Annotated in this window: 19 protein-coding genes and 1 pseudogene; 7 read left to right on the top strand and 13 right to left on the bottom strand. The window is 62.9% G+C overall.

Annotated features, from left to right (window positions below):
- Nucleotides 1-34: 34 nt before the first annotated feature.
- Together A4A58_RS12910 and A4A58_RS12905 are read right to left on the bottom strand one after the other, a co-directional pair.
- On the bottom strand, nucleotides 35-556 hold the full coding sequence (locus A4A58_RS12910; protein WP_244499757.1) for a hypothetical protein: 522 nt from the start codon (nucleotides 554-556) through the stop codon (nucleotides 35-37).
- Nucleotides 557-636: 80 nt separating this feature from the next.
- The gene (locus tag A4A58_RS12905) at nucleotides 637-1,020 is read right to left on the bottom strand and encodes a DoxX family protein (protein WP_068732606.1); all 384 of its coding nucleotides are present in this window, start codon (nucleotides 1,018-1,020) and stop codon (nucleotides 637-639) included.
- A 227-nt stretch (nucleotides 1,021-1,247) separates the two neighbouring features.
- On the opposite strand from A4A58_RS12905, the gene A4A58_RS12900 reads away from it, so the two are divergent.
- Nucleotides 1,248-1,580 (top strand): winged helix-turn-helix transcriptional regulator, encoded by a 333-nt coding sequence (locus A4A58_RS12900; protein ID WP_433993623.1) that lies wholly within the window; start codon nucleotides 1,248-1,250, stop codon nucleotides 1,578-1,580.
- A gap of 17 nt (nucleotides 1,581-1,597) precedes the next feature.
- Here A4A58_RS12900 and A4A58_RS12895 read toward each other — a convergent pair whose 3' ends face one another.
- Nucleotides 1,598-2,809 carry a PepSY-associated TM helix domain-containing protein gene (locus tag A4A58_RS12895; protein WP_244499756.1) on the bottom strand — a complete coding sequence of 404 codons (1,212 nt, stop codon included), beginning with the start codon at nucleotides 2,807-2,809 and terminating at the stop codon, nucleotides 1,598-1,600.
- Nucleotides 2,810-3,156: 347 nt separating this feature from the next.
- On the opposite strand from A4A58_RS12895, the gene tldD reads away from it, so the two are divergent.
- The 3 genes and pseudogenes from tldD to A4A58_RS12880 all read left to right on the top strand — a co-directional run bounded on the left by tldD (nucleotide 3,157) and on the right by A4A58_RS12880 (nucleotide 5,726).
- Nucleotides 3,157-4,584 (top strand): metalloprotease TldD, encoded by a 1,428-nt coding sequence (gene tldD / locus A4A58_RS12890; RefSeq protein WP_068732604.1) that lies wholly within the window; start codon nucleotides 3,157-3,159, stop codon nucleotides 4,582-4,584.
- Nucleotides 4,581-5,357 carry a signal peptidase I gene (gene lepB, locus A4A58_RS12885; RefSeq protein WP_068732594.1) on the top strand — a complete coding sequence of 259 codons (777 nt, stop codon included), beginning with the start codon at nucleotides 4,581-4,583 and terminating at the stop codon, nucleotides 5,355-5,357. The genes tldD and lepB overlap by 4 nt, the downstream gene beginning before the upstream one ends.
- 13 nt (nucleotides 5,358-5,370) lie before the next feature.
- Nucleotides 5,371-5,726 (top strand): annotated as a pseudogene (locus A4A58_RS12880) (MmcQ/YjbR family DNA-binding protein).
- On the opposite strand, the gene A4A58_RS12875 reads toward A4A58_RS12880, so the two are convergent.
- The 6 genes from A4A58_RS12875 to A4A58_RS12855 all read right to left on the bottom strand — a co-directional run bounded on the left by A4A58_RS12875 (nucleotide 5,717) and on the right by A4A58_RS12855 (nucleotide 9,237).
- Nucleotides 5,717-6,208 (bottom strand): hypothetical protein, encoded by a 492-nt coding sequence (locus tag A4A58_RS12875; protein ID WP_068732592.1) that lies wholly within the window; start codon nucleotides 6,206-6,208, stop codon nucleotides 5,717-5,719. The pseudogene A4A58_RS12880 and the gene A4A58_RS12875 overlap by 10 nt on opposite strands.
- A 10-nt stretch (nucleotides 6,209-6,218) precedes the next feature.
- The gene (locus A4A58_RS31500; protein ID WP_244499755.1) at nucleotides 6,219-6,359 is read right to left on the bottom strand and encodes a hypothetical protein; all 141 of its coding nucleotides are present in this window, start codon (nucleotides 6,357-6,359) and stop codon (nucleotides 6,219-6,221) included.
- Nucleotides 6,356-6,577 (bottom strand): DUF6152 family protein, encoded by a 222-nt coding sequence (locus tag A4A58_RS31495; protein ID WP_244499754.1) that lies wholly within the window; start codon nucleotides 6,575-6,577, stop codon nucleotides 6,356-6,358. Before A4A58_RS31495 ends, A4A58_RS31500 begins: the two co-directional genes overlap by 4 nt.
- Nucleotides 6,578-6,604: 27 nt before the next feature.
- Nucleotides 6,605-7,120, bottom strand: coding sequence for a PAN domain-containing protein (locus tag A4A58_RS12865; protein ID WP_086937046.1), 516 nt, complete (start codon nucleotides 7,118-7,120; stop codon nucleotides 6,605-6,607).
- Nucleotides 7,121-7,269: 149 nt separating this feature from the next.
- Nucleotides 7,270-8,640 carry a glutamate--cysteine ligase gene (locus A4A58_RS12860; RefSeq protein WP_068732588.1) on the bottom strand — a complete coding sequence of 457 codons (1,371 nt, stop codon included), beginning with the start codon at nucleotides 8,638-8,640 and terminating at the stop codon, nucleotides 7,270-7,272.
- A gap of 96 nt (nucleotides 8,641-8,736) precedes the next feature.
- The gene (locus A4A58_RS12855) at nucleotides 8,737-9,237 is read right to left on the bottom strand and encodes a MarR family winged helix-turn-helix transcriptional regulator (RefSeq protein ID WP_068732586.1); all 501 of its coding nucleotides are present in this window, start codon (nucleotides 9,235-9,237) and stop codon (nucleotides 8,737-8,739) included.
- A 125-nt stretch (nucleotides 9,238-9,362) separates the two neighbouring features.
- Between A4A58_RS12855 and gstA the strand changes: the two genes are divergently transcribed.
- Nucleotides 9,363-9,977: a glutathione transferase GstA gene (gene gstA, locus A4A58_RS12850; RefSeq protein ID WP_068732584.1), complete on the top strand. Its 615-nt coding sequence runs from the start codon at nucleotides 9,363-9,365 to the stop codon at nucleotides 9,975-9,977.
- A 238-nt stretch (nucleotides 9,978-10,215) separates the two neighbouring features.
- On the opposite strand, the gene A4A58_RS12845 is transcribed toward gstA, so the two are convergent.
- From A4A58_RS12845 to A4A58_RS12830, 4 genes are all read right to left on the bottom strand, one after another.
- Nucleotides 10,216-12,432 (bottom strand): 3-hydroxyacyl-CoA dehydrogenase NAD-binding domain-containing protein, encoded by a 2,217-nt coding sequence (locus A4A58_RS12845; RefSeq protein WP_068732583.1) that lies wholly within the window; start codon nucleotides 12,430-12,432, stop codon nucleotides 10,216-10,218.
- Nucleotides 12,433-12,444: 12 nt separating this feature from the next.
- The gene (locus A4A58_RS12840) at nucleotides 12,445-13,653 is read right to left on the bottom strand and encodes an acetyl-CoA C-acetyltransferase (RefSeq protein WP_068732581.1); all 1,209 of its coding nucleotides are present in this window, start codon (nucleotides 13,651-13,653) and stop codon (nucleotides 12,445-12,447) included.
- A gap of 145 nt (nucleotides 13,654-13,798) precedes the next feature.
- Nucleotides 13,799-15,589 carry an acyl-CoA dehydrogenase C-terminal domain-containing protein gene (locus A4A58_RS12835; protein ID WP_068732579.1) on the bottom strand — a complete coding sequence of 597 codons (1,791 nt, stop codon included), beginning with the start codon at nucleotides 15,587-15,589 and terminating at the stop codon, nucleotides 13,799-13,801.
- 98 nt (nucleotides 15,590-15,687) lie between these two features.
- A complete protein-coding gene (locus tag A4A58_RS12830; RefSeq protein ID WP_068732577.1) occupies nucleotides 15,688-16,074 on the bottom strand; it encodes a nuclear transport factor 2 family protein in 387 nt (128 codons plus the stop codon).
- Nucleotides 16,075-16,186: 112 nt separating this feature from the next.
- On the opposite strand from A4A58_RS12830, the gene A4A58_RS12825 reads away from it, so the two are divergent.
- Together A4A58_RS12825 and A4A58_RS12820 are read left to right on the top strand one after the other, a co-directional pair.
- The gene (locus A4A58_RS12825; RefSeq protein WP_068732575.1) at nucleotides 16,187-16,738 is read left to right on the top strand and encodes a TetR/AcrR family transcriptional regulator; all 552 of its coding nucleotides are present in this window, start codon (nucleotides 16,187-16,189) and stop codon (nucleotides 16,736-16,738) included.
- Between the two features lie 227 nt (nucleotides 16,739-16,965).
- Nucleotides 16,966-20,373 carry an SEL1-like repeat protein gene (locus tag A4A58_RS12820; protein ID WP_068732573.1) on the top strand — a complete coding sequence of 1,136 codons (3,408 nt, stop codon included), beginning with the start codon at nucleotides 16,966-16,968 and terminating at the stop codon, nucleotides 20,371-20,373.
- Nucleotides 20,374-20,496: the final 123 nt, after the last annotated feature.

The raw sequence follows: 20,496 nt of genomic DNA, 5'->3' as shown, positions 1-20,496 counted from the left end.
GATGGGCATCAAATAGGGTCGCGAAGTGTGCCGCTCAGGATCGGATATAGGACCAACCCGCTTCCTGCAGCTCGATGATCCGTCCAGGCCCGCTCGGAACCATCTGGACATTGTCGATAAACGAAATCGGATGCCCCTCGCTGCGCTCCATACCGAGCTTGGTCGCTTCGCAGACCACGAAGCGAATGTCAGGGGTGAGAGCCTGGACGACCTTCAGCAGTTCCTTGACCGGCGACGTATCCACTCGAAACATATGAATACCGGCGTTGTAAGCGACGATTTCGATCGAGAAGTCCTGCTTCGTCTCCCGGTAGTATTTCGGCAGGTTCAGCGACGTCGAAATCAGCGCTCTCATGACGGTCGGGTCGTCAGTGTTGATCTGCAGTACGAGGCGATGTGCCTTGGCCGCCGCAGGCTTCGTCTCCGGCGCCCACGGCTTTGAAATGGCGGACCCTGCGTCCGTCAAAGCCAGAGTGACGAATAACGGTGCCGCGAACGCCAGACCGAACGCCACCATGGCCAAAGCCTTGCCGCCATAACTCCGCATCGAAATCATTATTGCACTCGAGCACACTGAAACGTTCGGCTTTTCCAACGGCCATCCATGGATGGCCGGGTGAGAGCGATGAGCGCTCGCTACCTGAGGATTGTGGCGCGCTTGGCGTAAGCCACGATACCGCTCAATGTGAGCAACACGATCGCCGGAATCGGTGAGCCGCCAATGACAAACACATGCGTAAAAATCGCACCGATCATGATGCAGCACAGGAGGACCGCACCAAACGCGACCGTTGACGGAATGATGATCAGGGCCGCTCCGAGGATTTCGAGCGTGCCGGTCAGATAGCGGAACCATTGCCCAAGACCGATATGTTCGAACTCCTCGACGAGCATCGGCACGCCGTAAAGCTTGGCAGTACCCGCAGCAGCGAACGCCAGAGCGAGCAAGCCCCTGACGGCCCAGAGACTGATGGAGGTCCAGCGCCGCGGCGCTGACGAGGTGACGGAAGACGATGACATGGGCAGCTCCGAAGATGGTCAAAACGGTTTCGGCGGCGCGGCTGACGGCAAGGTCAGATCCACGGCGCGCTTTCGAAGCACAAATTTCGGCAGTAAGATGAAAAAGACAAGTAGAATGCTTTTTCTGAGATAGTATGAAAAACATGACTAATGGAAAAACAGACGATATCGCGCTCCCCGAATGTCAGCAGGGCCGGGAAGTAGAAGATTTTCATCGGGCGCTGGGGATGATTACCGGCAAATGGAAGTGTGAGATCCTCTGGCGACTGGTCCAGAACAAACACCGGTTTGGAGAACTGCAGCGAGCGATTCCGAGTGTCACGCAACACATGCTGACGACACAACTGCGCGACCTCGAGTCCAACGGGCTCGTCAAGCGCACGGTCTTCGCCGAGATACCTCCGAGGGTGGAATATGAAATCACGGAATCGGCGAGAGCGCTCAGGCCGGTCTTCGACGAACTGTTCCGATGGTCGCAGGCGCACTTCTCTGCGATGCAGGCCCAATCCGCGACCTCATCCGGCTCCGACGAGAGCGCAGCGCCCCTGACTCATCCTTAATCCGGAAACGGAGCGCCTTACTCGCCGGGCACCAGCCCGACCGCATGACGGCGTCCCGGCTTCGACGCCGCGCGCAGGCGGCGGCGCGAGAAATACAGGATGAAGCCGGTCACGGTGAACAGCGGCATCAAGGCCGCGGCCAGCAAGAACACGATGCGGCCGGGCAGTCCCAAGAACGCACCGGTGTGGATGTGCAGCACCGCCGCGAGAATACGATCGCCGGTGGATTTATCGTTATAGCGCTCCGCCGACACCATGCGCCCGGTCACGCCGTCGATACGAAATTCGTCGCGCGCCTCTTCGAACGGTGCATCCTTTGCCACCGAGCGGACACGTACGACGCTACCCGCGCCATTCGGCAGTTGCATGTTGACCAGCGCGTAGCGGCTACCCTGATCAGCCAGGAACGTCGACCAGACCTTGTCGAATGACGGCGCGGCAGGTGCGTCAGCCGAGCCCGCCTTTGTGGCCCCCTTGGCAGCGCGCGGCGCCTGTGTCGTTACGGCAGGCTTGCTCGACAGCAGCCAGATGGCGCTGTCCTTGTACCAGTCGAACGACCACCACAAGCCTGTGAGAATGCTCACCAGATAGATCGGTAGGAGCCAAGTGCCGACGACGCTGTGCAGCGACCAGTGAAACGGGCGCCCTCGCATCGCCAGATTCGGCTTCAGCCAAGTCTTGATACCGCTCTTGATGCTGCGGACACGTCGCGGCCAGCGCAGCACCATTCCGGAGATCAGCAATACGAACAAACCGAGCACGGCGACGCCGGTGACCTGCCGCCCGACGCCCTTGCCGCCGCCCGGCAGCAGCAGCCAGCGATGCAGAGCCCGCAATGTCGCGAAGAAGCCCTCGCCGCGCATCGCCGCCAGCACGCGACCGTCATAGGGATCAACATAGACCGACGAGCGGCCGTCGTCCTCGCCACGCGCAAAGCGCAGCCGCACCGTTGCTCCGGGCTCACTGGACATGCTCACAGCACCGACCTTGCCACTGCCCGGCACCGCCTGCACGATCGCGACCAGCGCATCGGGCAACAGCACCGGTGCGGGCCGCACCTCGACATGCGCGATATCCCGATTCAGCGCAGCGACGATTTCGTCCTCGAAGCTCAGCATGGCGCCGGTCAGACCGATCAGGCCGAGGATCAGCGAGATCGCCAGGCCGATGATGGAATGGACTTGCAGGAATGCGGATTTGGTTCGTGAGGCCATGAAAAGCGACAGCATCTCTCTGGAAAAGACCGCGTCCCGGCCTTTTGGCCCGTCAATGAACGAAGATGTCCTCATACCCTGCGAAGGACGCCGCTGCCATCAATCCCGGTACCCGGCGATTTGTAATAGTTCCAATCGGAACCGATAGCGGGATTGGGTGGCCTACCCCGGTGCCATGGCACCATTTGACCGCCGCTGATCGGCTCTCCCTTTTTTCCGCCCAGCACCTATCTTGGTTTGAATCGCCTGTTTAGCCACAGGTTACGCCATTGTAAGGCGACCCATCCCCGGGTTGTCGCTACAAATTGAAATCGTGGCCCCGCGCCTGGCGCCGGAGCCGCGCCGCTGACATTGGAGCCTGCATGACCAGCCCAGCCACCACCTCCCTGCTCGACCGCGCCAATCTCGACCGTGACGACGTCCGTCGCGAGTTGCTGCGCGGATTGCAGGGCGCCGACGATGGCGAGCTGTTCCTCGAATACAGCCAGTCCGAGGCGCTCGGTTTCGACAACGGCCGGCTGAAGCAGGCGACCTATGACACCGCGCAGGGTTTTGGCCTTCGCGCCGTCAAGGACGATGCCGTCGGCTATGCGCATTCCTCCGATGTCTCGATCCCGGCGCTGATCCGTGCGGCTGATGCGGTCAATGCGGTCCGTGGCGGCTATGCCGGCACCTTTGCCGCAGCGCCCTCGCACACCAATGTGCGGCTCTATAGTGACGACAATCCGCTGGACGCGCCGGGCTTCGAGGCCAAGGTCAAGCTGCTGGCCGAGATCGACGCCTATGTGCGCGACAAGGACCCGCGCGTCCGCCAGGTCTCGGTCTCTCTCGGCGCCACCTGGCAGGTGGTGGAAATCCTGCGCCCGGACGGCGAGAGCTATCGCGACATCCGTCCGCTGGTCCGCGTGAACATCTCCGTCGTCGCCGGTCAGGGTGACCGGCAGGAAAGCGGCTCGAAGGGTTACGGCGGCCGCGAGGGCTATGCGCACTTCATCGAAAGCGGTTCGTGGCGCACGGCAGCCGACGGCGCGCTGCGCGAGGCACTGGTCAATCTCGAATCGATTCCGGCCCCTGCCGGCGAAATGGACGTCGTGCTCGGACCAGGCTGGCCCGGTGTGATGCTGCATGAAGCCGTCGGCCACGGGCTCGAAGGCGACTTCAACCGCAAGCAGACCTCGGCTTTTGCCGGCCTGATGGGTCAGCAGGTTGCCGCCAAGGGCGTCACGGTCGTCGATGACGGCACCATCTCGTCACGCCGCGGCTCCCTGTCCATCGACGACGAAGGCACGCCGACCAACCGCACCACACTGATCGAGGATGGCATCCTCGTCGGCTACATGCAGGACCGCCAGAACGCGCGCCTGATGGGCATGAAGCCAACCGGCAACGGCCGCCGTCAGGGCTATGCCCATGTGCCGATGCCGCGCATGACCAATACTTACATGCTGGCCGGCCAGCGCGATCCCGCGGAGATTCTGGCGTCGGTGAAGAACGGCATCTATGCGGTGAACTTCGGCGGCGGCCAGGTCGACATAACCTCCGGCAAATACGTGTTTCAGTGCACCGAGGCCTACAGAATCGAGAACGGCAAGATCGGTGCGCCGCTGAAGGGCGCGATGATGATCGGCAACGGTCCAACCGACCTGCATCGCATCAGCATGATCGGCAACGATCTCGCACTCGATGACGGCATCGGGACCTGCGGCAAGCACGGCCAGGGCGTGCCGGTCGGCGTCGGCCAGCCGACGCTGCGCATGGACAAGGTGACCATCGGAGGAACGGGCTCGTGACCACGGATACCGAAACCACAACGGTGACATCGACGGCAAAGCGCTGGACCGGTCAGCTGGCGCAGATCGCCGCGATCGTCGGCATCGTATTCGTCGCCAAGGGCGCGCTCGCCGAACCGTTCTATGTGCCCTCGGCCTCCATGGAGCCGACGCTGCTGATCGGCGATGCACTGCTAGCGACAAAGTTTCCCTACGGCTACTCAACGGCCTCGCTGCCGATCCATGTCTCCCTTCCCGAGACCGGCCGCGTCTTCGCGACCACACCGAAGCGCGGCGATGTCGTGGTGTTTCGCTGGCCCGGCGACCGCTCCCAGGTCTGGGTCAAGCGTGTGATCGGCCTGCCCGGCGATCGCGTCGAACTGCGCGGCGGTCAGGTCTGGCTCAATGGCGTCGCGACTTCGGTGAAGGCCGACGGCATCGGTGCCGCGGAAGATGACAGCGGCGGCTCCGAACCGGCGCATCGTTATGTCGAAACCCTGCCCGGCGGCGTGTCGCATCCGATCTTCAAGCTGCGCGACAACGGCCGCCTCGACAACACGCCGGAAATCGTCATTCCCCCCGACCATCTGTTCGTGATGGGCGACAACCGCGACAACTCCGCCGACAGCCGCGTACCGGTAAGCCAGGGCGGTGTCGGCCTGCTGCCGATGGATAATCTCGTCGGCCGCGTCGACGCCATTGTCGGTTCATGGGATCTCGGCGTGCGTAACCAGCCGGTGACCAACTGGCTATCGGGCTTCCGCATGGCGCGGTTTTTTACCGGGGTGCATTGAACGCGGACGCGCGATGACCTTCGACAACGTTCGCGCGCTGGCGCTGACATGGCCGGAGGTCGAAGACGGAACGTCCTACGGAACACCTGCGTTGAAGGTACGCAGAAGCTACTGGTGCGGATGCGTGAGGACGGCGACTCACTGGTGATGCCCGGCGTTCCGCGGGACGAGCGCGACATGCTCGTCGAGAGCGCGCCCAAAGTTTTCTATTTTACCGACCACTATCGCGATTATCCGATGGTGCTGATCCGGCTGTCGAAAGCAAAGCGCGTGCATGTCGAACCGCTGTTGCGACGACAATGGCTCACGCTCGCATCGAAGGCCGCGCGCAAGGCGTTCGAGACCGAAGGCTCTTCCCGTCAGAAATAGGCAATCGCGCGGCCGCATATGGCGACCGCGAACCAGATGGCGATTGACGCCAGCGCGCCTTGCCGCGCACCCGCGGGCATCGGTGACAGCGGCGGCAACGCTGCGATCTTCGGCATGATGATCGCCTCAACCCAGACGACATTGAGTAAGCCCAACGCGATCAGAGCCGCCTTGATCTGAAACACGCGGTTCAGCACCACATGACTCGCCTCGGCGGTAAACAGAATGCCGCCGGTGAGCACGAGGCCGAGAAATCCGGCAATGGCAAAGCGGCGCGCCCTGCGCAGCAGCGGACCAGGCGCCGTTGCAGCTAACCCGCCCGCGAGCCGGACATCCATCACCGCAATGGCACCGGCGAAGAACATCAGCGCGACGATGTGGCCGATATTGGCAGACATATAGAGCCAGCGCGATTGCCGGATCGCAGCGCCAATTGCGGACGCTTCCATGGCCATGAAGATCGCGGGTGCGCCCTCGGTCATGGGCCGGACGCTATCGCAATTCGTAGGTCTTGCCGTCCACGGTGATGCGTTCGGCGCGCATCTCGTCCTTCTCGACGGTGGATGGATAGCCGAACGCCGAGACCGTCTTGCCGACAGCCACGATATCGGCAGATGCCCCCCGCGCTGTCATGCGAGAGGTCGGCGCAAGAGTGACGGTCCAGGCCTTGTCGCCCCCTTGATCACGATAGTCGCGTGCGGGTTCTCGAATTTGCTGTTTTCGACAGGACCGTTCACCGTGACCGGATGGGCAGCGTCGTAGCTGCCCCAACCGTGATGGGCGACGGCGGCGACCGTCGTAACAGCAATCAGTAATCCAGCGAATGTCACTGCGGGCAGGAGACGCGTCATGGCTCAACTCCCTTTATTGCTGGAATGCTACCTCACAACGCCCGAGATGAAACCCGGTTTTCGCCGCGGCGGCTTGATGTCGTTCTTCAGGAAACAGCGCGCATTCTTGCCGGCATAGCCGGGCCGCGCAAAGGTCCAGGCGCGGCATTTGTTGTCGCCCTGGCAGGCGTCGCGGCAGGCATCGCCATGCTCGGCCTTGTCGTCGTTCTTGATCTCGAATGAGCGATAGTCGCCGCCAAAGCGATCAGTCGAGGTTTCCACCGGACCGGTGCGCGGCTCGATGACGCCAGCGCCACGCACGCCGGAGACGCAGCAATAGCTCTCGACCCGCGGCGGCACCTTGTCTTTCAGCCAGCACACCGCGTTTTCGGAATTGTCGCTCGGATAGTTGAAGCTCCAGGCACGGCACTTCTTGTCGCGCTCACAGATCAGCGCGCATTCGGCGGGATCGCCGGATAGTGAGACCGAGCGCGAATAATCACCGCCGGGACGATCAAAATTGGTTTGCGCCTGAGCAGGTGCAACGGCTGCGACCAACAGCATGACGAGGGCTGTCAGACACGCTCTGAACAGGTTCCTCGGCATGCAGGATGACTTTCAGCGGTTTGCAAACGGCGTAAGAAGGACGCCATTGGAACGCCGGTCACCTGTACCGCTGATGAACGGATTTTCAGCTTCGCCAAGCCGCTGATCTAGAAGCAGTATTCCTTGTATGCTGGCGCCACCGAGCCACCCCAGGCGCCATGGAACCTGTCGAGCATCTGCTCGGCCGGAGTCTTTCCGGAATCCAGTATCCGATCGAGTGGCTCCAGATGGTGGGACTCATCGCGGCCGTGCGCGTCGAGTTTGCCGCGCCGGCGCAGGCCACCATGGGCCAGCTGCAGACACTCTTTGGCGATTTCGAACAGATAGCGATCCTTGATCTTCGCCTTGAAGCCCAACTTCGGCACATCGTCGCGCAACGCCTGTCGCTCCGCCGCAGTCCAGTTCTTGACGATATCCCAGGCCGCATTGAGGGCGCTGTCGTCATAAAGCAATCCGACCCAGAACGCCGACAGCGCCGGCAAACGATCCGACGGCACGCCATCGGCGCCGCGCATTTCGAGATAACGCTTCAGGCGGACTTCCGGGAAAATCGTCGAGAGATGATTGGCCCAATCCGAGAGAGTGGGTCGCTCGCCGGGTATCTTCTCGTTCTTGCCCGCGAAGAAATCGCGGAACGACGAGCCGGACACATCGATGTAAGTGTCGCCGCGCTTGACGAAATACATCGGAACATCCAGCGCGTAATCGACCCAGCGTTCGAAACCCATGCCGTCTTCGAACGCCCACGGGATCATGCCCGAGCGCGCGTTATCGGTGTCGCGCCAGACTTCGGACCGGAACGACAGGAAGCCGTTCGGCTTGCCTTCAGTGAACGGCGAATTGGCGAACAGCGCCGTCGCGATCGGCTGCAGCGCAACAGAGACGCGGAGCTTCTTGACCATGTCGGCTTCCGAGGAGAAGTCGAGATTGGTCTGCACCGTGCAGGTCCGGTACATCATGTCCAGACCATACTGCCCCACTTTGGGCATGTAGTTGGTCATGATCTTGTAGCGCCCCTTGGGCATCACCGGAATCTGCGCGCGCGACCACGACGGCGTAAGACCGAGACCCAGAAAGCCGATGCCGAGCGGCGTCGCCACTTCGCGCACCTGCGCCAGATGCGCCATCAATTCGGATTGCGTCTGGTGGACCGTCTCCACCGGCGCGCCCGACAATTCAAACTGGCCGCCGGGCTCAAGCGAGATTGCGCCGCCGCCGGTGACGTCATAGAGGCCGATGATATTGCCGGCTTCCATGATCGGCTCCCAGCCGAGCAGGTGCTTCATACCGTCGAGCACTGCGCCGATGCCGCGCGGGCCTTCGTAGGGCACGGGATTGTGACCGGCGAGCGTGAACGGCGTCTTCTCGTGTTCGGTGCCGATGCGGAATTCCGATGGCGGCTTCACGCCCGCCGCCAGCCACGCCACGAGTTCGTCGCGCGATTGCAACGGCGTCATATCGATTTGGTCACGCGCCATAAAGATTCCGAATGAAGGGCGCTGCAATCAGTTGCGCGCGGTGTCGGGGACGCTCGCGGCCCGTGCAGGTCGCGAACGCAGGCAAAAATTTAAGGTTCATCGCGCCGGCGCGGCGTCTCTGGCGGCCGGCGATGTCACTGTCGATGCCGCTTCTTGGCACGCGCAGCCGAGCCGGTCGAGCAGGCCGCACAGTTTTGCTGCATCTGCGTCGGACAGTTTCGAGCCGACATGTTTCTCGATCGCCGTTGAATAGGCGCAGCCCATCTTCTTATGCAACTCGCGCCCGGCAGCCGTGATCTCGACGAACAGGCCGCGCTTGTCCATCTTGCATTCGCGGCGTGCAGCCAGACCTTCGTCGACCAGACGATCGATCAGCCGCGATGTCGAATATTGCGGTATCAGCATCTGCTTTTCGAGCTCGACCGGGCGCATCTCGCCGGTCGGCGAGCGCGACAGCTCGGCCAACGCGTCGTACCATGCGAGCGGCGGAAAACCGGCGCGCTTGAGGTCCTGCTCGACGCCGTCCAGCACCCGGCTCTGGATTCGCATCAGGCGGATCCAGGCGGCTGTCGCCTCGGTGGAAGGTTTACGTTTCATGGCTCAGTCCAAATGGTGGCGGCACCCTAGCCCACTTGATGCAGCTGCATCAATCTTGACTCTTTCATGCATATGCATTTAGTCACCCGCGTGGTTAAACCAATGTCCTCAGGGAGGAATTTTCGATGAAGCTGTATTATTCGCCAGGCGCCTGTTCGCTCTCGCCTCATATCGCACTTCTCGAAGCCGGCCTGCCTTACGATCTCGTGAAGGTCGACCTCAAAGCCAAGAAGCTGGAAAATGGCGACGACTATCTCGCCATCAACCCCAAGGGCCAGGTGCCGGCGCTCGGCCTCGACAGCGGTGCGCTCGTGACCGAAGGTCCGGTTATCGTGCAGTACATCGCCGACCAGGCTGCTGCCAAAAATCTGGCGCCGGCCAATGGCAGCGATGCACGCCGTCAGCTGCAGGAATATCTTGGCTTCATCAATGGTGAGCTGCACAAGAACTTCAGCCCGCTGTTCCAGCCGGTGTTCGATGACGAAGTGAAGGGCTTCTTCAAGACTCGCCTGATGGGCAAGTTCAAATATCTCGATGGCCAGCTCGCAGGCAAAGACTACCTGCTGGGCAAGGATTTCAGTGTCGCCGACGGCTATCTGTTCGTCATGCTGAAATGGGCCGACCGGATGAGCATCGACCTCTCCGAGTTCAAGAACCTGATGGCCTACAAGGATCGCGTCGCTGCGCGTCCGCAGGTGCAGGCCGCACTGGAGAAGGAAGGCCTGATGAAAGCGGCGTAAGCTGCTGGCATCGAGCTGAAATACGAAAGGGCCGGATCAATGATCCGGCCTTTTTTCTTTGTTGCTTGTCTTCCCCTCTCCCCCAGCGCAGCGAAGCTGCGCGCCGCGGGAGAGGGTGCCTGAGCGTAGCGAAGGCGGGAGAGGGGGAGCCACGAGCACAACCTTCGCGTTCGGGGCACCCCTCTCCCCGGCCCTCCCCCGCAAGGGGGGAGGGGCACTGCTTTCGGAGTTTGTGACTCTACGCCGCCGCGAGCTTCTTCGGCGGGAAGCGGCCGTAGAAGGTCTCGCCCTTGGCGGCCATCTCTTCGAGCAGCTTCGGCGGCGTGAAGCGGGAGCCGTATTTGGCTTCAAGCTTATGGCAGAGCTCGACAAACTTCTTCGTGCCCATGAAGTCGATATAGCTGAGCGTACCGCCGGTGAACGGCGCGAAGCCGAAGCCGAGGATCGAGCCGACATCCGCCTCACGCGGATCGACGATCACGTGATCCTCGACGGTGCGCGCGGCTTCCACCGCCTGCACCACCAGGAAGCGCTGCTTGAGCTCCTCGATATCCAGCGTGTCGGGATCAACCGGCTTCGGCAGCAGCGGGGCGATGCCCTTCCAGAGCGCTTTCGAGCCCTTGCCCTTCGGTGGATACTCGTAGAAGCCCTTGCCATTCTTGCGACCGAAGCGCTCCTGCTTCTCCACCATCTCGACGATCAGCTTCTTCTGCGCCTGATCGACGGCCTGCGAACCCAAATCGGCTTCGGTGGCCTTCATGATCTTCAGCACGAGATCGAGCGCGATCTCGTCCGACAGCGACAGCGGCCCGACCGGCATACCGGCCATCTTGGCGGTGTTCTCGATCATCGCCGGCGGCACGCCCTCGAGCAGCATTTCGAGGCCTTCGGCCGTAAAACGCAACACGCAGCGATTGGCGAAGAAGCCGCGGGAGTCATTGACGACAATGGGCGTCTTGCCGATGACGCGGACATAGTCGAGCGCGGTGGCCAGCGCGACGTCGCCGGTGTTCTTGCCAACGATGATCTCCACCAGCATCATCTTCTCGACCGGCGAGAAGAAGTGGATGCCGATGAACTTGGACTGGTCGGCGAATTCTTCGGCGAGCGAGTTGATCGGCAGCGTCGAAGTGTTCGACGCGATGATGGCGCCTTCCTTCAACAATGGCTGCACCTTCTTGTAGATCTCGGCTTTGACCGCGCGATCCTCGAACACGGCCTCGATAACGAGGTCGCATTCCCGGATCACATCGAAATCGGCAGTCGCGGTGATCTTCGCCATCAGCGCGGTCTTGTCGGCTTCCTTGGCGCGACCCTTTGCGATCAGCCCATCGATCGCCGCGACGCAATGGCCAAGACCCTTGTCAGCACTGGCCTGATCGCGGTCGATCAGCACCACGTCCATGCCGCCGCGCGCTGAGACGAAGCCGACTGACGCGCCCATGAAGCCGGCGCCGATGACGGCGAGCTTCTTGACCTTGGTCGGCGGCACGTTCTGCGGACGACGCGCCCCCTTGTTGAGCTCCTGCATCGACAGGAACAGGCTTCGGATCATCGCCGCCGCTTCCTTGGTCTGCAGGATATGCGCGAACTGACGGGACTCGACGCGCAGCGCCGCATCCATCGGCAACTGCAGGCCTTCATAGACGCACTGCATGATGGCGCGGGCCGCCGGATAATTGTCGAAGGTCTCGCGGCGATAGATCGCGTTACCAGCGGGGAACATCATCATGCCCTGCTTGGAATAGACGGGACCACCGGGCAGCTTGAAGCCCTTCTCGTCCCAGGGCGCGACAGGTTTGCCGCCAGCCTTGATCCATTCCTTGGCAGCCGAGATGAGATCGGCTGATGGCACCACCGCGCCGACGATGCCCATCGCCTTCGCCTTGACGAGATTGATCGCTTCGCCCTTGAGCAGCATCTGCATCGTGTCTTGCGGCTGCAGCATGCGCGCGAGGCGCTGGGTGCCGCCACCACCTGGGAACAGGCCGACCTTGATTTCAGGCAGACCCAGACGCGTCTTCGGATTTTCCGCAGCAACGCGATAGTGGCAGGCCAGCGTCAGCTCAAACGCGCCGCCGAGCGCGAGGCCGTTGATGGCCGCGACCCATGGCTTGCCGGAGGTCTCGATCTTGCGCAGCGTCAGCGACAGCTTGCGGCTCTCGTCGAACAGCATCTGCTGCGCGGCTTCCTCGCCCTTGGCAGCCCTGGTCTCGGCAAACACCTTGCCCATGCCTTCGAGCATCGACAGATCGGCACCGGCCGAGAAAGCTTCCTTGCCGGAGGTGATGACGACGCCCTTCACGGCGGCATCCGCAGTGGTCTGATCGACGATCGCGCCGAGTTCCTCGATGGTCGCTACGTCGAGCACGTTCATCGAACGGCCGGAGATGTCCCAAGTGACGAGCGCGATGCCATCGGCGTCGGTCTCAACCTTGAAATTTTTGAAGGTCATGTTGGCCGCTCCTTACACGCGTTCGATGATGGTGGCGGTGCCCATGCCGCCGCCGATGCAGAGGGTGACGAGGGCCGTCGATTTGTTGGTGCGCTCGAGTTCGTCCAGCACAGTGCCGAGAATCATCGCGCCGGTGGCGCCGAGCGGATGGCCCATGGCGATGGCGCCGCCGCAGACATTGATCTTCTCATTGTCGATATCGAAGGCCTGGATAAAGCGCAGCACCACCGAGGCGAAGGCTTCGTTGAGCTCGAACAGATCGATGTCCGACAGCTTCATGCCGGAACGCTCCAGCACCTTCTTGGTGACGTCCACCGGACCGGTGAGCATCATCGCCGGCTCGGAGCCAATATTCGCGAAGGCACGAATTTTTGCACGCGGCTTGAGGCCGGCTTTCTTGCCGGCCGCCTCGCTGCCGAGCAGCACGGCACCAGCGCCATCGACGATACCCGACGAGTTGCCGGCGTGATGGACGTAGTTGACGCCTTCGATTTCCGGATGCGACTGGATCGCCACCGCATCGAAGCCGCCCATCTGCGCCATAGTCACAAAAGAAGGCTGCAGCGCGGCCAGCGACTGCATCGTGGTGGACGGGCGCATATGTTCGTCCTTGGCCAGAATGGTGAGGCCGTTGATGTCCTTCACCGGGATCACCGAGTTCTTGAAGCGGCCTTCGTCCCAGGCCTTGGCAGCGCGCTGCTGGCTCTGCACCGAATAGGCATCGACGTCGTCGCGCGAGAACCCATATTTGGTCGCGATCAGATCCGCCGACACGCCCTGCGGCATGAAGTAAGCAGGCACGGCGATCGACGGATCGACCGGCCATGCGCCACCGGCGGCACCAATGCCGACGCGGCTCATGCTCTCGGCACCGCCGCCAATGGTCATGTCGTGCTGGCCCGACATGATCTGCGCCGCGGCAAAGTTCACGGCGTCGAGGCCGGAAGCGCAAAACCGGTTGATCTGGATACCCGGCACGTCATTGCCGTAGCCGGCCGACAGCGCAGCCATGCGTGCGATGTCGCCGCCGGCTTCGCCGACCGGATCGACTACGCCGAGGATGACGTCGTCGATGGTGCCCGGCTGCAGGTTGTTGCGTTCCTTCAAAGCCTTCAGCGGCGCAGTGGCGAGCGCCAGCGCGGTCACCTCATGCAGCGAGCCATCGGCCTTGCCGCGGCCGCGCGGCGTGCGAACGTGATCGTAGATATATGCCTCGGGCATGGTGTCTCCCTCAGAGTGGTCGTGTTGTTCGAATTTCTAAAACGCCGTCATGGCCGGGCTTGTCCCGGCCATCCACGTCTTCTCTCGCGCGCCGCCAAGGCGTGGATGCCCGGCACAAGCCCGGGCATGACGGCGCATATAGTGACTAGAACGCTTCCGCAGGAAGCTCCATCGTCGTCGCGCTTCCCGTCTGGATGCGGGCGAGATGGAGTGCGGTTTCGGGCAACATCCGCTCCATGAAGAAGCGGCCGGTGACCAGCTTGGTGGTCAGATAGGGTGTCGCGCCATCAGTGGCAATCTTGTCCTGCGCCACCTTGGCCATTTTCGCCCACATATAGGCGAAGGCGGTGAGACCGAACAGCTGCATGTAATCGGTGGCGCCGGCACCAGCATTGTCCGGCTTCATCATGGCATTGTTCATCAGCCACATGGTGGCCTGCTGCAGATGACCGAGCGCATTCGAGAGTGGATCGAGGTAAGGCTTCATGGCTTCGTCCCCACCATGCTCCTTGGCGAAGGCTGCGACCTCGCCGAAGAACGCCATCGCCGCACGGCCACCATCGCGCGGCAGCTTGCGGCCGACCAGATCCAGCGCCTGAATGCCGTTGGCGCCTTCATAGATCATGGCAATACGCGCGTCGCGCACGAACTGCTCCATGCCCCATTCGGCGATATAGCCGTGACCGCCGAACATCTGCTGCGCCGACACCGCATTGGCGAAACCGCCATCGGTGAGCACACCCTTCAGCACCGGGGTCATCAGGCCCATATGATCGTCAGCGGCCTGACGTTCCTTCGGATCGTCGGAGCGATGCGCGACGTCGCTCTTCAGCGCGGTCCACACCACCATGGCGCGGGCGGCTTCGTTGAAAGCGCGGATGGTGAGCAGCGTGCGGCGCACGTCGGGATGCACCATGATCGAATCGGCCGGCTTGTCCGGCGACTTCGGCCCGGTCAGCGAGCGACCCTGCAACCGGTCCTTCGCATAGGCGACCGCGTTCTGATAGGCGACTTCGGACTGCGCGAGGCCCTGCACGGCGACGCCGAGGCGGGCTTCGTTCATCATCACGAACATGCCCTGCATACCCTTGTTCTCTTCGCCGATCAGCCAGCCGGTGGCGCCGTCGTAATTCATCACGCAGGTGGAGTTGCCGTGGATGCCCATCTTGTGCTCGATCGAGCCGCACATCACGCCGTTGCGCGCACCAAGCGAGCCATCGGCATTGACGAGAATCTTCGGCACGACGAACAGCGACACGCCCTTGATGCCGGCTGGTGCGCCCTCGATGCGGGCCAGCACGAGATGGATGATATTGTCGGCAAGATCGTGCTCACCGGCCGAGATGAAGATCTTGGTGCCGGAGATCTTGTAGCTGCCGTCCGGCTGCGGCGCGGCCTTGGTGCGCAGCAGGCCCAGATCCGTGCCGCAATGCGGTTCGGTGAGGTTCATGGTGCCGGTCCATTCGCCAGCAACCATCTTCGGCAGGAACATGGACTTCTGCTCGGACTTGCCGTGCACGATGAGTGCTGCGGTCGCGCCCATGGTGAGGCCGCCATACATGGAGAACGCCATATTGGCGGAGATCTGGAATTCGGCGACGGTCTGCGACAGTGTCACCGGCAGCCCCTGACCGCCATATTCCGATGGAGCCGAGAGGCCGAGCCAGCCGCCCTCGGCGACCTGCTTGTACGCTTCCTTGAAGCCTTTCGGCGTGGTCACGCTGCCATCATCGTTGCGCTTGCAACCCTCGAGATCGCCGACACGATTCAGCGGCTGCAGCACTTCTTCGCTGAGCTTGGCGGCTTCGCCCAGAATCGCCTCGCGCACATCGGCGGACGCGTCAGCAAAGCCGGGCAGATTGTTGTAGCGATCGAACTGAAACACGTCGTTGAGCAGGAAGCCGACGTCTTCGAGCGGGGCTTTGTAGCTGGGCATGGAATTCTCTCGGTTTGAATTCGATTGATCGGATGATACGGCGCCGCCGTGTCAGATTTACGCAATTGTTATCGGAGATGAAGCAAGCGGCTGGCGGCTCATTGCCGCGCCAATTCCTCGCCCATCAACCGGTGCAGGAGGTTGATGGCCTTGAGCGGCCTGACCATCACCTTGAAGTGGGTAATGCGCCCATCGTCGGCGAAGGTGATCATGTCGACGCCATTGATTTTGATGCCTTCGATCTCGTTCTCGAATTCGAGCACCGCACCGTTGTCGCTGCGCCATTCGCCTTTGTAAGCGAAGCCGGGGCCACCCAGCACTTTCTCGGCAGTCGTCAGATACTTGAACACGATCTCACGGCCCCGCTGCGGCGCATGCACGACCGGGCTTTCAAACACGGCATCCGGATGCAGCAGGTCCCACAGCATCGCCCGATCATGAGACCGCATGAAGCTGTACCATCTATCGAGGCCGGTCATGCTCATCGGCTTCCCTCCCGCATCGGGCACTGTTCGGCCAGCGCCACTCCATACACTTCTGCATGGACGTTAACGCCAGAGCGTGGATTTCGTCAATACACATGTGTATGGTCGGGGGATGGATGACCAACTGACCAAGGACCGCCTGACGCGCTCGGCCTGGCTCGACCACGGGCTGAGGATCCTCGCGCGGCAGGGCGCCGACGCGCTGAAGGTCGGTGCGCTGGCCACCGGACTGAACGTGTCGCGCGGCAGTTTCTATTGGCATTTCAAGGATATATCTGAATTTCGGCTACAGCTTCTGCAGCGCTGGCAGGAGCGCACGACCGATCAGGTGATCGAGGGGATCGATACGTCGATCGTGGGCGCCGCACGTCTGACCCACCTGATGAAGCTCGCTTTCAACGAAGATCGCAGCCTGGACCGTGCCATCCGCTCCATGGCCTCGACCGATGCGGACGTCGCCAAAATGGTCGCTTCGGTCGATGCCCGACGCGTTGGCTATATGGCGAAATGGCTGATCGAAGCCGGGGTGGAAAGCCAGCGGGCGCTGCCCCGCGCCGAGTTTCTCTACTGGGCCTATATCGGCCAGTCGGCGGTGATGGACCCGCGCCACAGCGCCATCACCGAACTGGATGTCGACGATTTGAGTGCGCTGTTTACGCGCTGACGCCAAAGCCAGAGACATCCGATCCTACCTGCAAATCGGCGCAAGTGTATCGCGGGGTTAACTTTTAAGGCCGGCCGAGCTCGATCCTTAACCCGTTATTTACCCTAACCCTGAAAAGTCCGGATCAGAGGCAGACGACCCGCGCCCGTTACGATTGTCTTCACAATGGGACGCGCGGGGGAAGCTGCAGGCGCTGGTGGGCGTCAAGCTCGAAACCGGACCAAAGCATGAATTCGCGCGTATCGTGGAGTGTTGACGGGATTGAGCCATCGGTTCGCGAGCGGGCCGAAGCTGCGGCGCGCCGTGCCGGCATGTCGCTCGGCGAATGGCTGAACTCGACCATCGGCGAAGCTCCCCCGCGCTACAACTCGCCCAACGCACGCCCTCGCGACCAGGAACGCCCCCCTACCCCGCGCGCAGCGCTGCCGCAGCGTGACGCGGCCGATGTCGTCGAAATCCACGAGCGGCTCGACGCCATTGCCCGGCAGATCGAACTGTTCTCGAAGCCTGCACAGCGCAGCAGCGAGCCCGGCGTCGCGCGCCAGCTCAATGATGCGATCTCACGCCTCGATGCGCGTTTGTCGCAGATCAGCGAGCCCACATATCGCCCCGCGCCGCCGCCGCAACAGCCGCGCATCGATATGGTCGAGCGCGCCGCCAATCAGGTCTATAGCGCCTCGCCGCCGGTCGATCCGTTCTCGCTGGACTTCGCCATCGCCGAGATTGCCGCCCGCCAGGGTGAGCTCGACGGTACGCCGCGCATGGCCCCGCGCAATGCGCCACCGATTGCACCGTCATTTGTACAGCCGCCTTACGCACAACCTGCGGCACTACCACAGAGCTTCATGCCGGATATGTCCGGTTTGGAACGGCAGCTGTTTCAGATCACGACCAAGATCGATGCGCTGCAGCGCCCGGACAATAATATCGAGCAGTCGATCGCGGCCTTCCGCGGCGAACTTGCCGACATCCGCAACGTCATCACCGAAGCGATGCCGCGTCGCGCGATTGAATCAATCGAGAACGAGATCCGTGAACTCGGCCGCCGCATCGACGATAACCGCCACAGCGGCATCGACGGCGACGTACTGGCCAATCTCGAACGCGCACTCGCCGACATCCACAAGACGCTGACCACGCTGACGCCAGCCGAACAGCTCGCCGGCTTCGACGAGGCGATCCGCAATCTCGGCGGCAAGATCGACTTGATCGTGCGCTCGAGCAACGATCCCGGCACCATGGAGCAGCTGCAGGGCGCGATCGCCGCGCTGCGCGCCATCGTCTCCAACGTCGCTTCCAACGAAGCGCTCGGCCGTCTCAGCGACGACCTGCAGACGCTGTCGTCAAAGGTCGATCAGCTCGCACGCGCCGACAACAGCGATTCCTTTGCCGCGCTCGAGGCACGCATCATGACGTTGACGGCAGCGCTGGAAAATCGCGAGCGCCCGGCTGTCATGGCCAGCTCGGATCATCTGGAAACCGCATTGCGGACGCTGTCCGAGCGTCTCGACCATATGCCGGTGGGCAATGACTCGTCGTCGGCCTTCGCGCATCTTGAACAGCGCGTCTCCTATCTGCTCGAGCGGATGGAGAGCATCACCGATACGCGCGGCAACAATCTCGGCCGCGTCGAGGACGGGCTGCAGGACATCCTGCGCCATCTCGAACGCCAGCAGTCGATGTTCGCCGCGCTGGACAATCCCCGCAGCAAGGCGCCATCGGTCGATCCCGGGCTGGTCGACACGATCAAGCGCGAATTGTCCGACATGCGCTTCAGCCAGTCGGAAACCGATCGCCATACGCAGGATTCGCTGGAAGTCGTACACTCGACGCTCGGCCATGTGGTCGATCGCCTCGCGAGGATCGAAGGCGATCTGCGTGCGGTCAGCGCCGCGCCTGCCAAGCAATCCGCGCCCGTTGCAACACCCGCTCCGACCCCGCACCCGGCGACTGCACCAGCCGTTTCGGTGCCGGCTCCGACGCGTCCGCAGATGCCCAATCCGGTGAAGCCACAGGCTGCGCCGTCGCAGGTCGAGGTGCGTCCGCCGCAGGTTCATTTCGACGCCGCGCCGCGCGACTTCGCCGCGACTGCGATCTCGCACGAGCCGGCATCGGCCTTCCCGATGCCGAAGGCGATCAGCGATATTCTCGATCCTCCGCCCGCGCCAAAGCCAGTCGCGCAGCCGTCAACCGTCGCAGAGCGTCCCTCGCCGCGCCCGATGGTCGACCCGGCGCTGCCGCCGGATCATCCGCTCGAACCTGGCACGCGTCCGCAGGGCCGCGGCGCATCGCCATCCGAACGCATCGCCGCGTCGGAAGACGCGATCAGCGAAATCGCCGTCGATGCCCCCGAACAGGCCACCGCGTCGAGTTTCATTGCCGCCGCGCGCCGCGCCGCACAGGCCGCCGCCGCAACCGGCAACGACAAGTCCAGGTCCGACAAATCCAGGACCGACAAATCGAAGGCCACCAGACCCGGGCCGCAGCTCGCCGATAGCGAAAAGTCATCCTCCACGATCGGCTCGAAGATCCGCTCGCTGCTGGTCGGCGCCAGCGTGGTCGTAATCGTGCTCGGCTCGTTCAAGATGGCGATGACGCTGCTGGACAGCGGCTCGCCGGCGCCGGTGGCCGAGAATATTCACTCGGCACCGCCGCTGCAGCTGAACGCGCCCGAGCCGGCCGAAGCCCTGACCAAGCCCGCCGTTCCCCTGCCGGCCACGCCGTCGATGACATCGCCCACCCCGATCGGCAAGCAGTCGCTGATCGCACCGCCGCCCGCCGCGGTCGAGCCTGCGCCGCAGCCAGTGCCACAGGCTGCGCCCGTGCCATATGTGTCGCCCGATGTGACCGGCAGCATTGCCGCGCCGCAGGCCAGCGCCGCCGGGCCGGTGCTGCCATCCAGTGGCCAGAAGATCACCACAGCCTCGATCCCCGCCGGCGAGCGCCTGCCCGAGACCATCGGCAGCACCGCGTTGCGCAACGCGGCGCTCAAGGGCGACGCCTCTGCCGCGTTCGAAATCGGCGTCCGCTATGCCGAGGGCAAGGGCGTGGCGCAGAACTACGACGAAGCCGCCAAGTGGTATGACCGCGCGGCGCAGGCCAATGTCGTGCCGGCCATGTTCCGCCTGGGCGCGCTGTTCGAGAAGGGCCTTGGCGCGAAGAAGGATCTCGACGTCGCCCGCCGCTATTACGTGCTCGCCGCCGACCGTGGTAACGCCAAGGCGATGCACAATCTCGCTGTGCTCGATGCCGATGGCGGCACCAAGGGCGCCAACTACAAGAGCGCGTCGTACTGGTTCCGCAAGGCCGCCGATCGCGGCGTCGCCGACAGCCAGTTCAATCTCGGCATCCTCTATGCCCGCGGCATCGGCGTCGAACAGAACCTCGCCGAGAGCTTCAAGTGGTTCAGCCTCGCCGGAGCCCAAGGCGACGTCGATGCCGGCCGCAAGCGCGATGACATCGCCAAGCGTCTCGACCCACAGTCGCTGGCCGCAGCCAGGCTGGCGGTCCAGACTTTCGCGCCGGAAGGCCAGCCCGAAGACGCCATTAACGTGGCCATTCCCGCGGGCGGTTGGGATGCCACGCCAGCACAGGCCGGGGCTAAAGCATCGATGGGCAAGCGAGCTGCGCGCTAGGACGGATCGACATTCATTGGCTCCAGATCATCGCTGCAGCGAGGTGGATAAAGCCGGCGAAGTGAGAAGTTCGTCGGTCATAGCGTGTGGCGAAGCGCCGGAAGTGCTTGAGACGACAGAAGC

The organism is Tardiphaga robiniae (assembly GCF_001618955.1).
GTDB classification, from domain to species: Bacteria; Pseudomonadota; Alphaproteobacteria; order Rhizobiales; family Xanthobacteraceae; genus Tardiphaga; species Tardiphaga robiniae_A.
This window is presented reverse-complemented; position numbering and strand designations above follow the sequence as displayed.

Excerpts from the sequence above, each read along its gene's own strand:
- A4A58_RS12910 (WP_244499757.1), bottom strand. The coding sequence starts at position 556 with ATGATTTCGATGCGGAGTTATGGCGGCAAGGCTTTGGCCATGGTGGCG.
- A4A58_RS12905 (WP_068732606.1), bottom strand. The coding sequence starts at position 1,020 with ATGTCATCGTCTTCCGTCACCTCGTCAGCGCCGCGGCGCTGGACCTCC.
- A4A58_RS12900 (WP_433993623.1), top strand. The coding sequence starts at position 1,248 with ATGATTACCGGCAAATGGAAGTGTGAGATCCTCTGGCGACTGGTCCAG.
- A4A58_RS12895 (WP_244499756.1), bottom strand. The coding sequence starts at position 2,809 with ATGCTGTCGCTTTTCATGGCCTCACGAACCAAATCCGCATTCCTGCAA.
- tldD (WP_068732604.1), top strand. The coding sequence starts at position 3,157 with ATGACCAGCCCAGCCACCACCTCCCTGCTCGACCGCGCCAATCTCGAC.
- A4A58_RS12875 (WP_068732592.1), bottom strand. The coding sequence starts at position 6,208 with ATGACCGAGGGCGCACCCGCGATCTTCATGGCCATGGAAGCGTCCGCA.
- A4A58_RS31500 (WP_244499755.1), bottom strand. The coding sequence starts at position 6,359 with ATGACAGCGCGGGGGGCATCTGCCGATATCGTGGCTGTCGGCAAGACG.
- A4A58_RS31495 (WP_244499754.1), bottom strand. The coding sequence starts at position 6,577 with ATGACGCGTCTCCTGCCCGCAGTGACATTCGCTGGATTACTGATTGCT.
- A4A58_RS12865 (WP_086937046.1), bottom strand. The coding sequence starts at position 7,120 with ATGCTGTTGGTCGCAGCCGTTGCACCTGCTCAGGCGCAAACCAATTTT.
- A4A58_RS12860 (WP_068732588.1), bottom strand. The coding sequence starts at position 8,640 with ATGGCGCGTGACCAAATCGATATGACGCCGTTGCAATCGCGCGACGAA.
- A4A58_RS12855 (WP_068732586.1), bottom strand. The coding sequence starts at position 9,237 with ATGAAACGTAAACCTTCCACCGAGGCGACAGCCGCCTGGATCCGCCTG.
- gstA (WP_068732584.1), top strand. The coding sequence starts at position 9,363 with ATGAAGCTGTATTATTCGCCAGGCGCCTGTTCGCTCTCGCCTCATATC.
- A4A58_RS12845 (WP_068732583.1), bottom strand. The coding sequence starts at position 12,432 with ATGACCTTCAAAAATTTCAAGGTTGAGACCGACGCCGATGGCATCGCG.
- A4A58_RS12840 (WP_068732581.1), bottom strand. The coding sequence starts at position 13,653 with ATGCCCGAGGCATATATCTACGATCACGTTCGCACGCCGCGCGGCCGC.
- A4A58_RS12835 (WP_068732579.1), bottom strand. The coding sequence starts at position 15,589 with ATGCCCAGCTACAAAGCCCCGCTCGAAGACGTCGGCTTCCTGCTCAAC.
- A4A58_RS12830 (WP_068732577.1), bottom strand. The coding sequence starts at position 16,074 with ATGAGCATGACCGGCCTCGATAGATGGTACAGCTTCATGCGGTCTCAT.
- A4A58_RS12825 (WP_068732575.1), top strand. The coding sequence starts at position 16,187 with ATGGATGACCAACTGACCAAGGACCGCCTGACGCGCTCGGCCTGGCTC.
- A4A58_RS12820 (WP_068732573.1), top strand. The coding sequence starts at position 16,966 with ATGAATTCGCGCGTATCGTGGAGTGTTGACGGGATTGAGCCATCGGTT.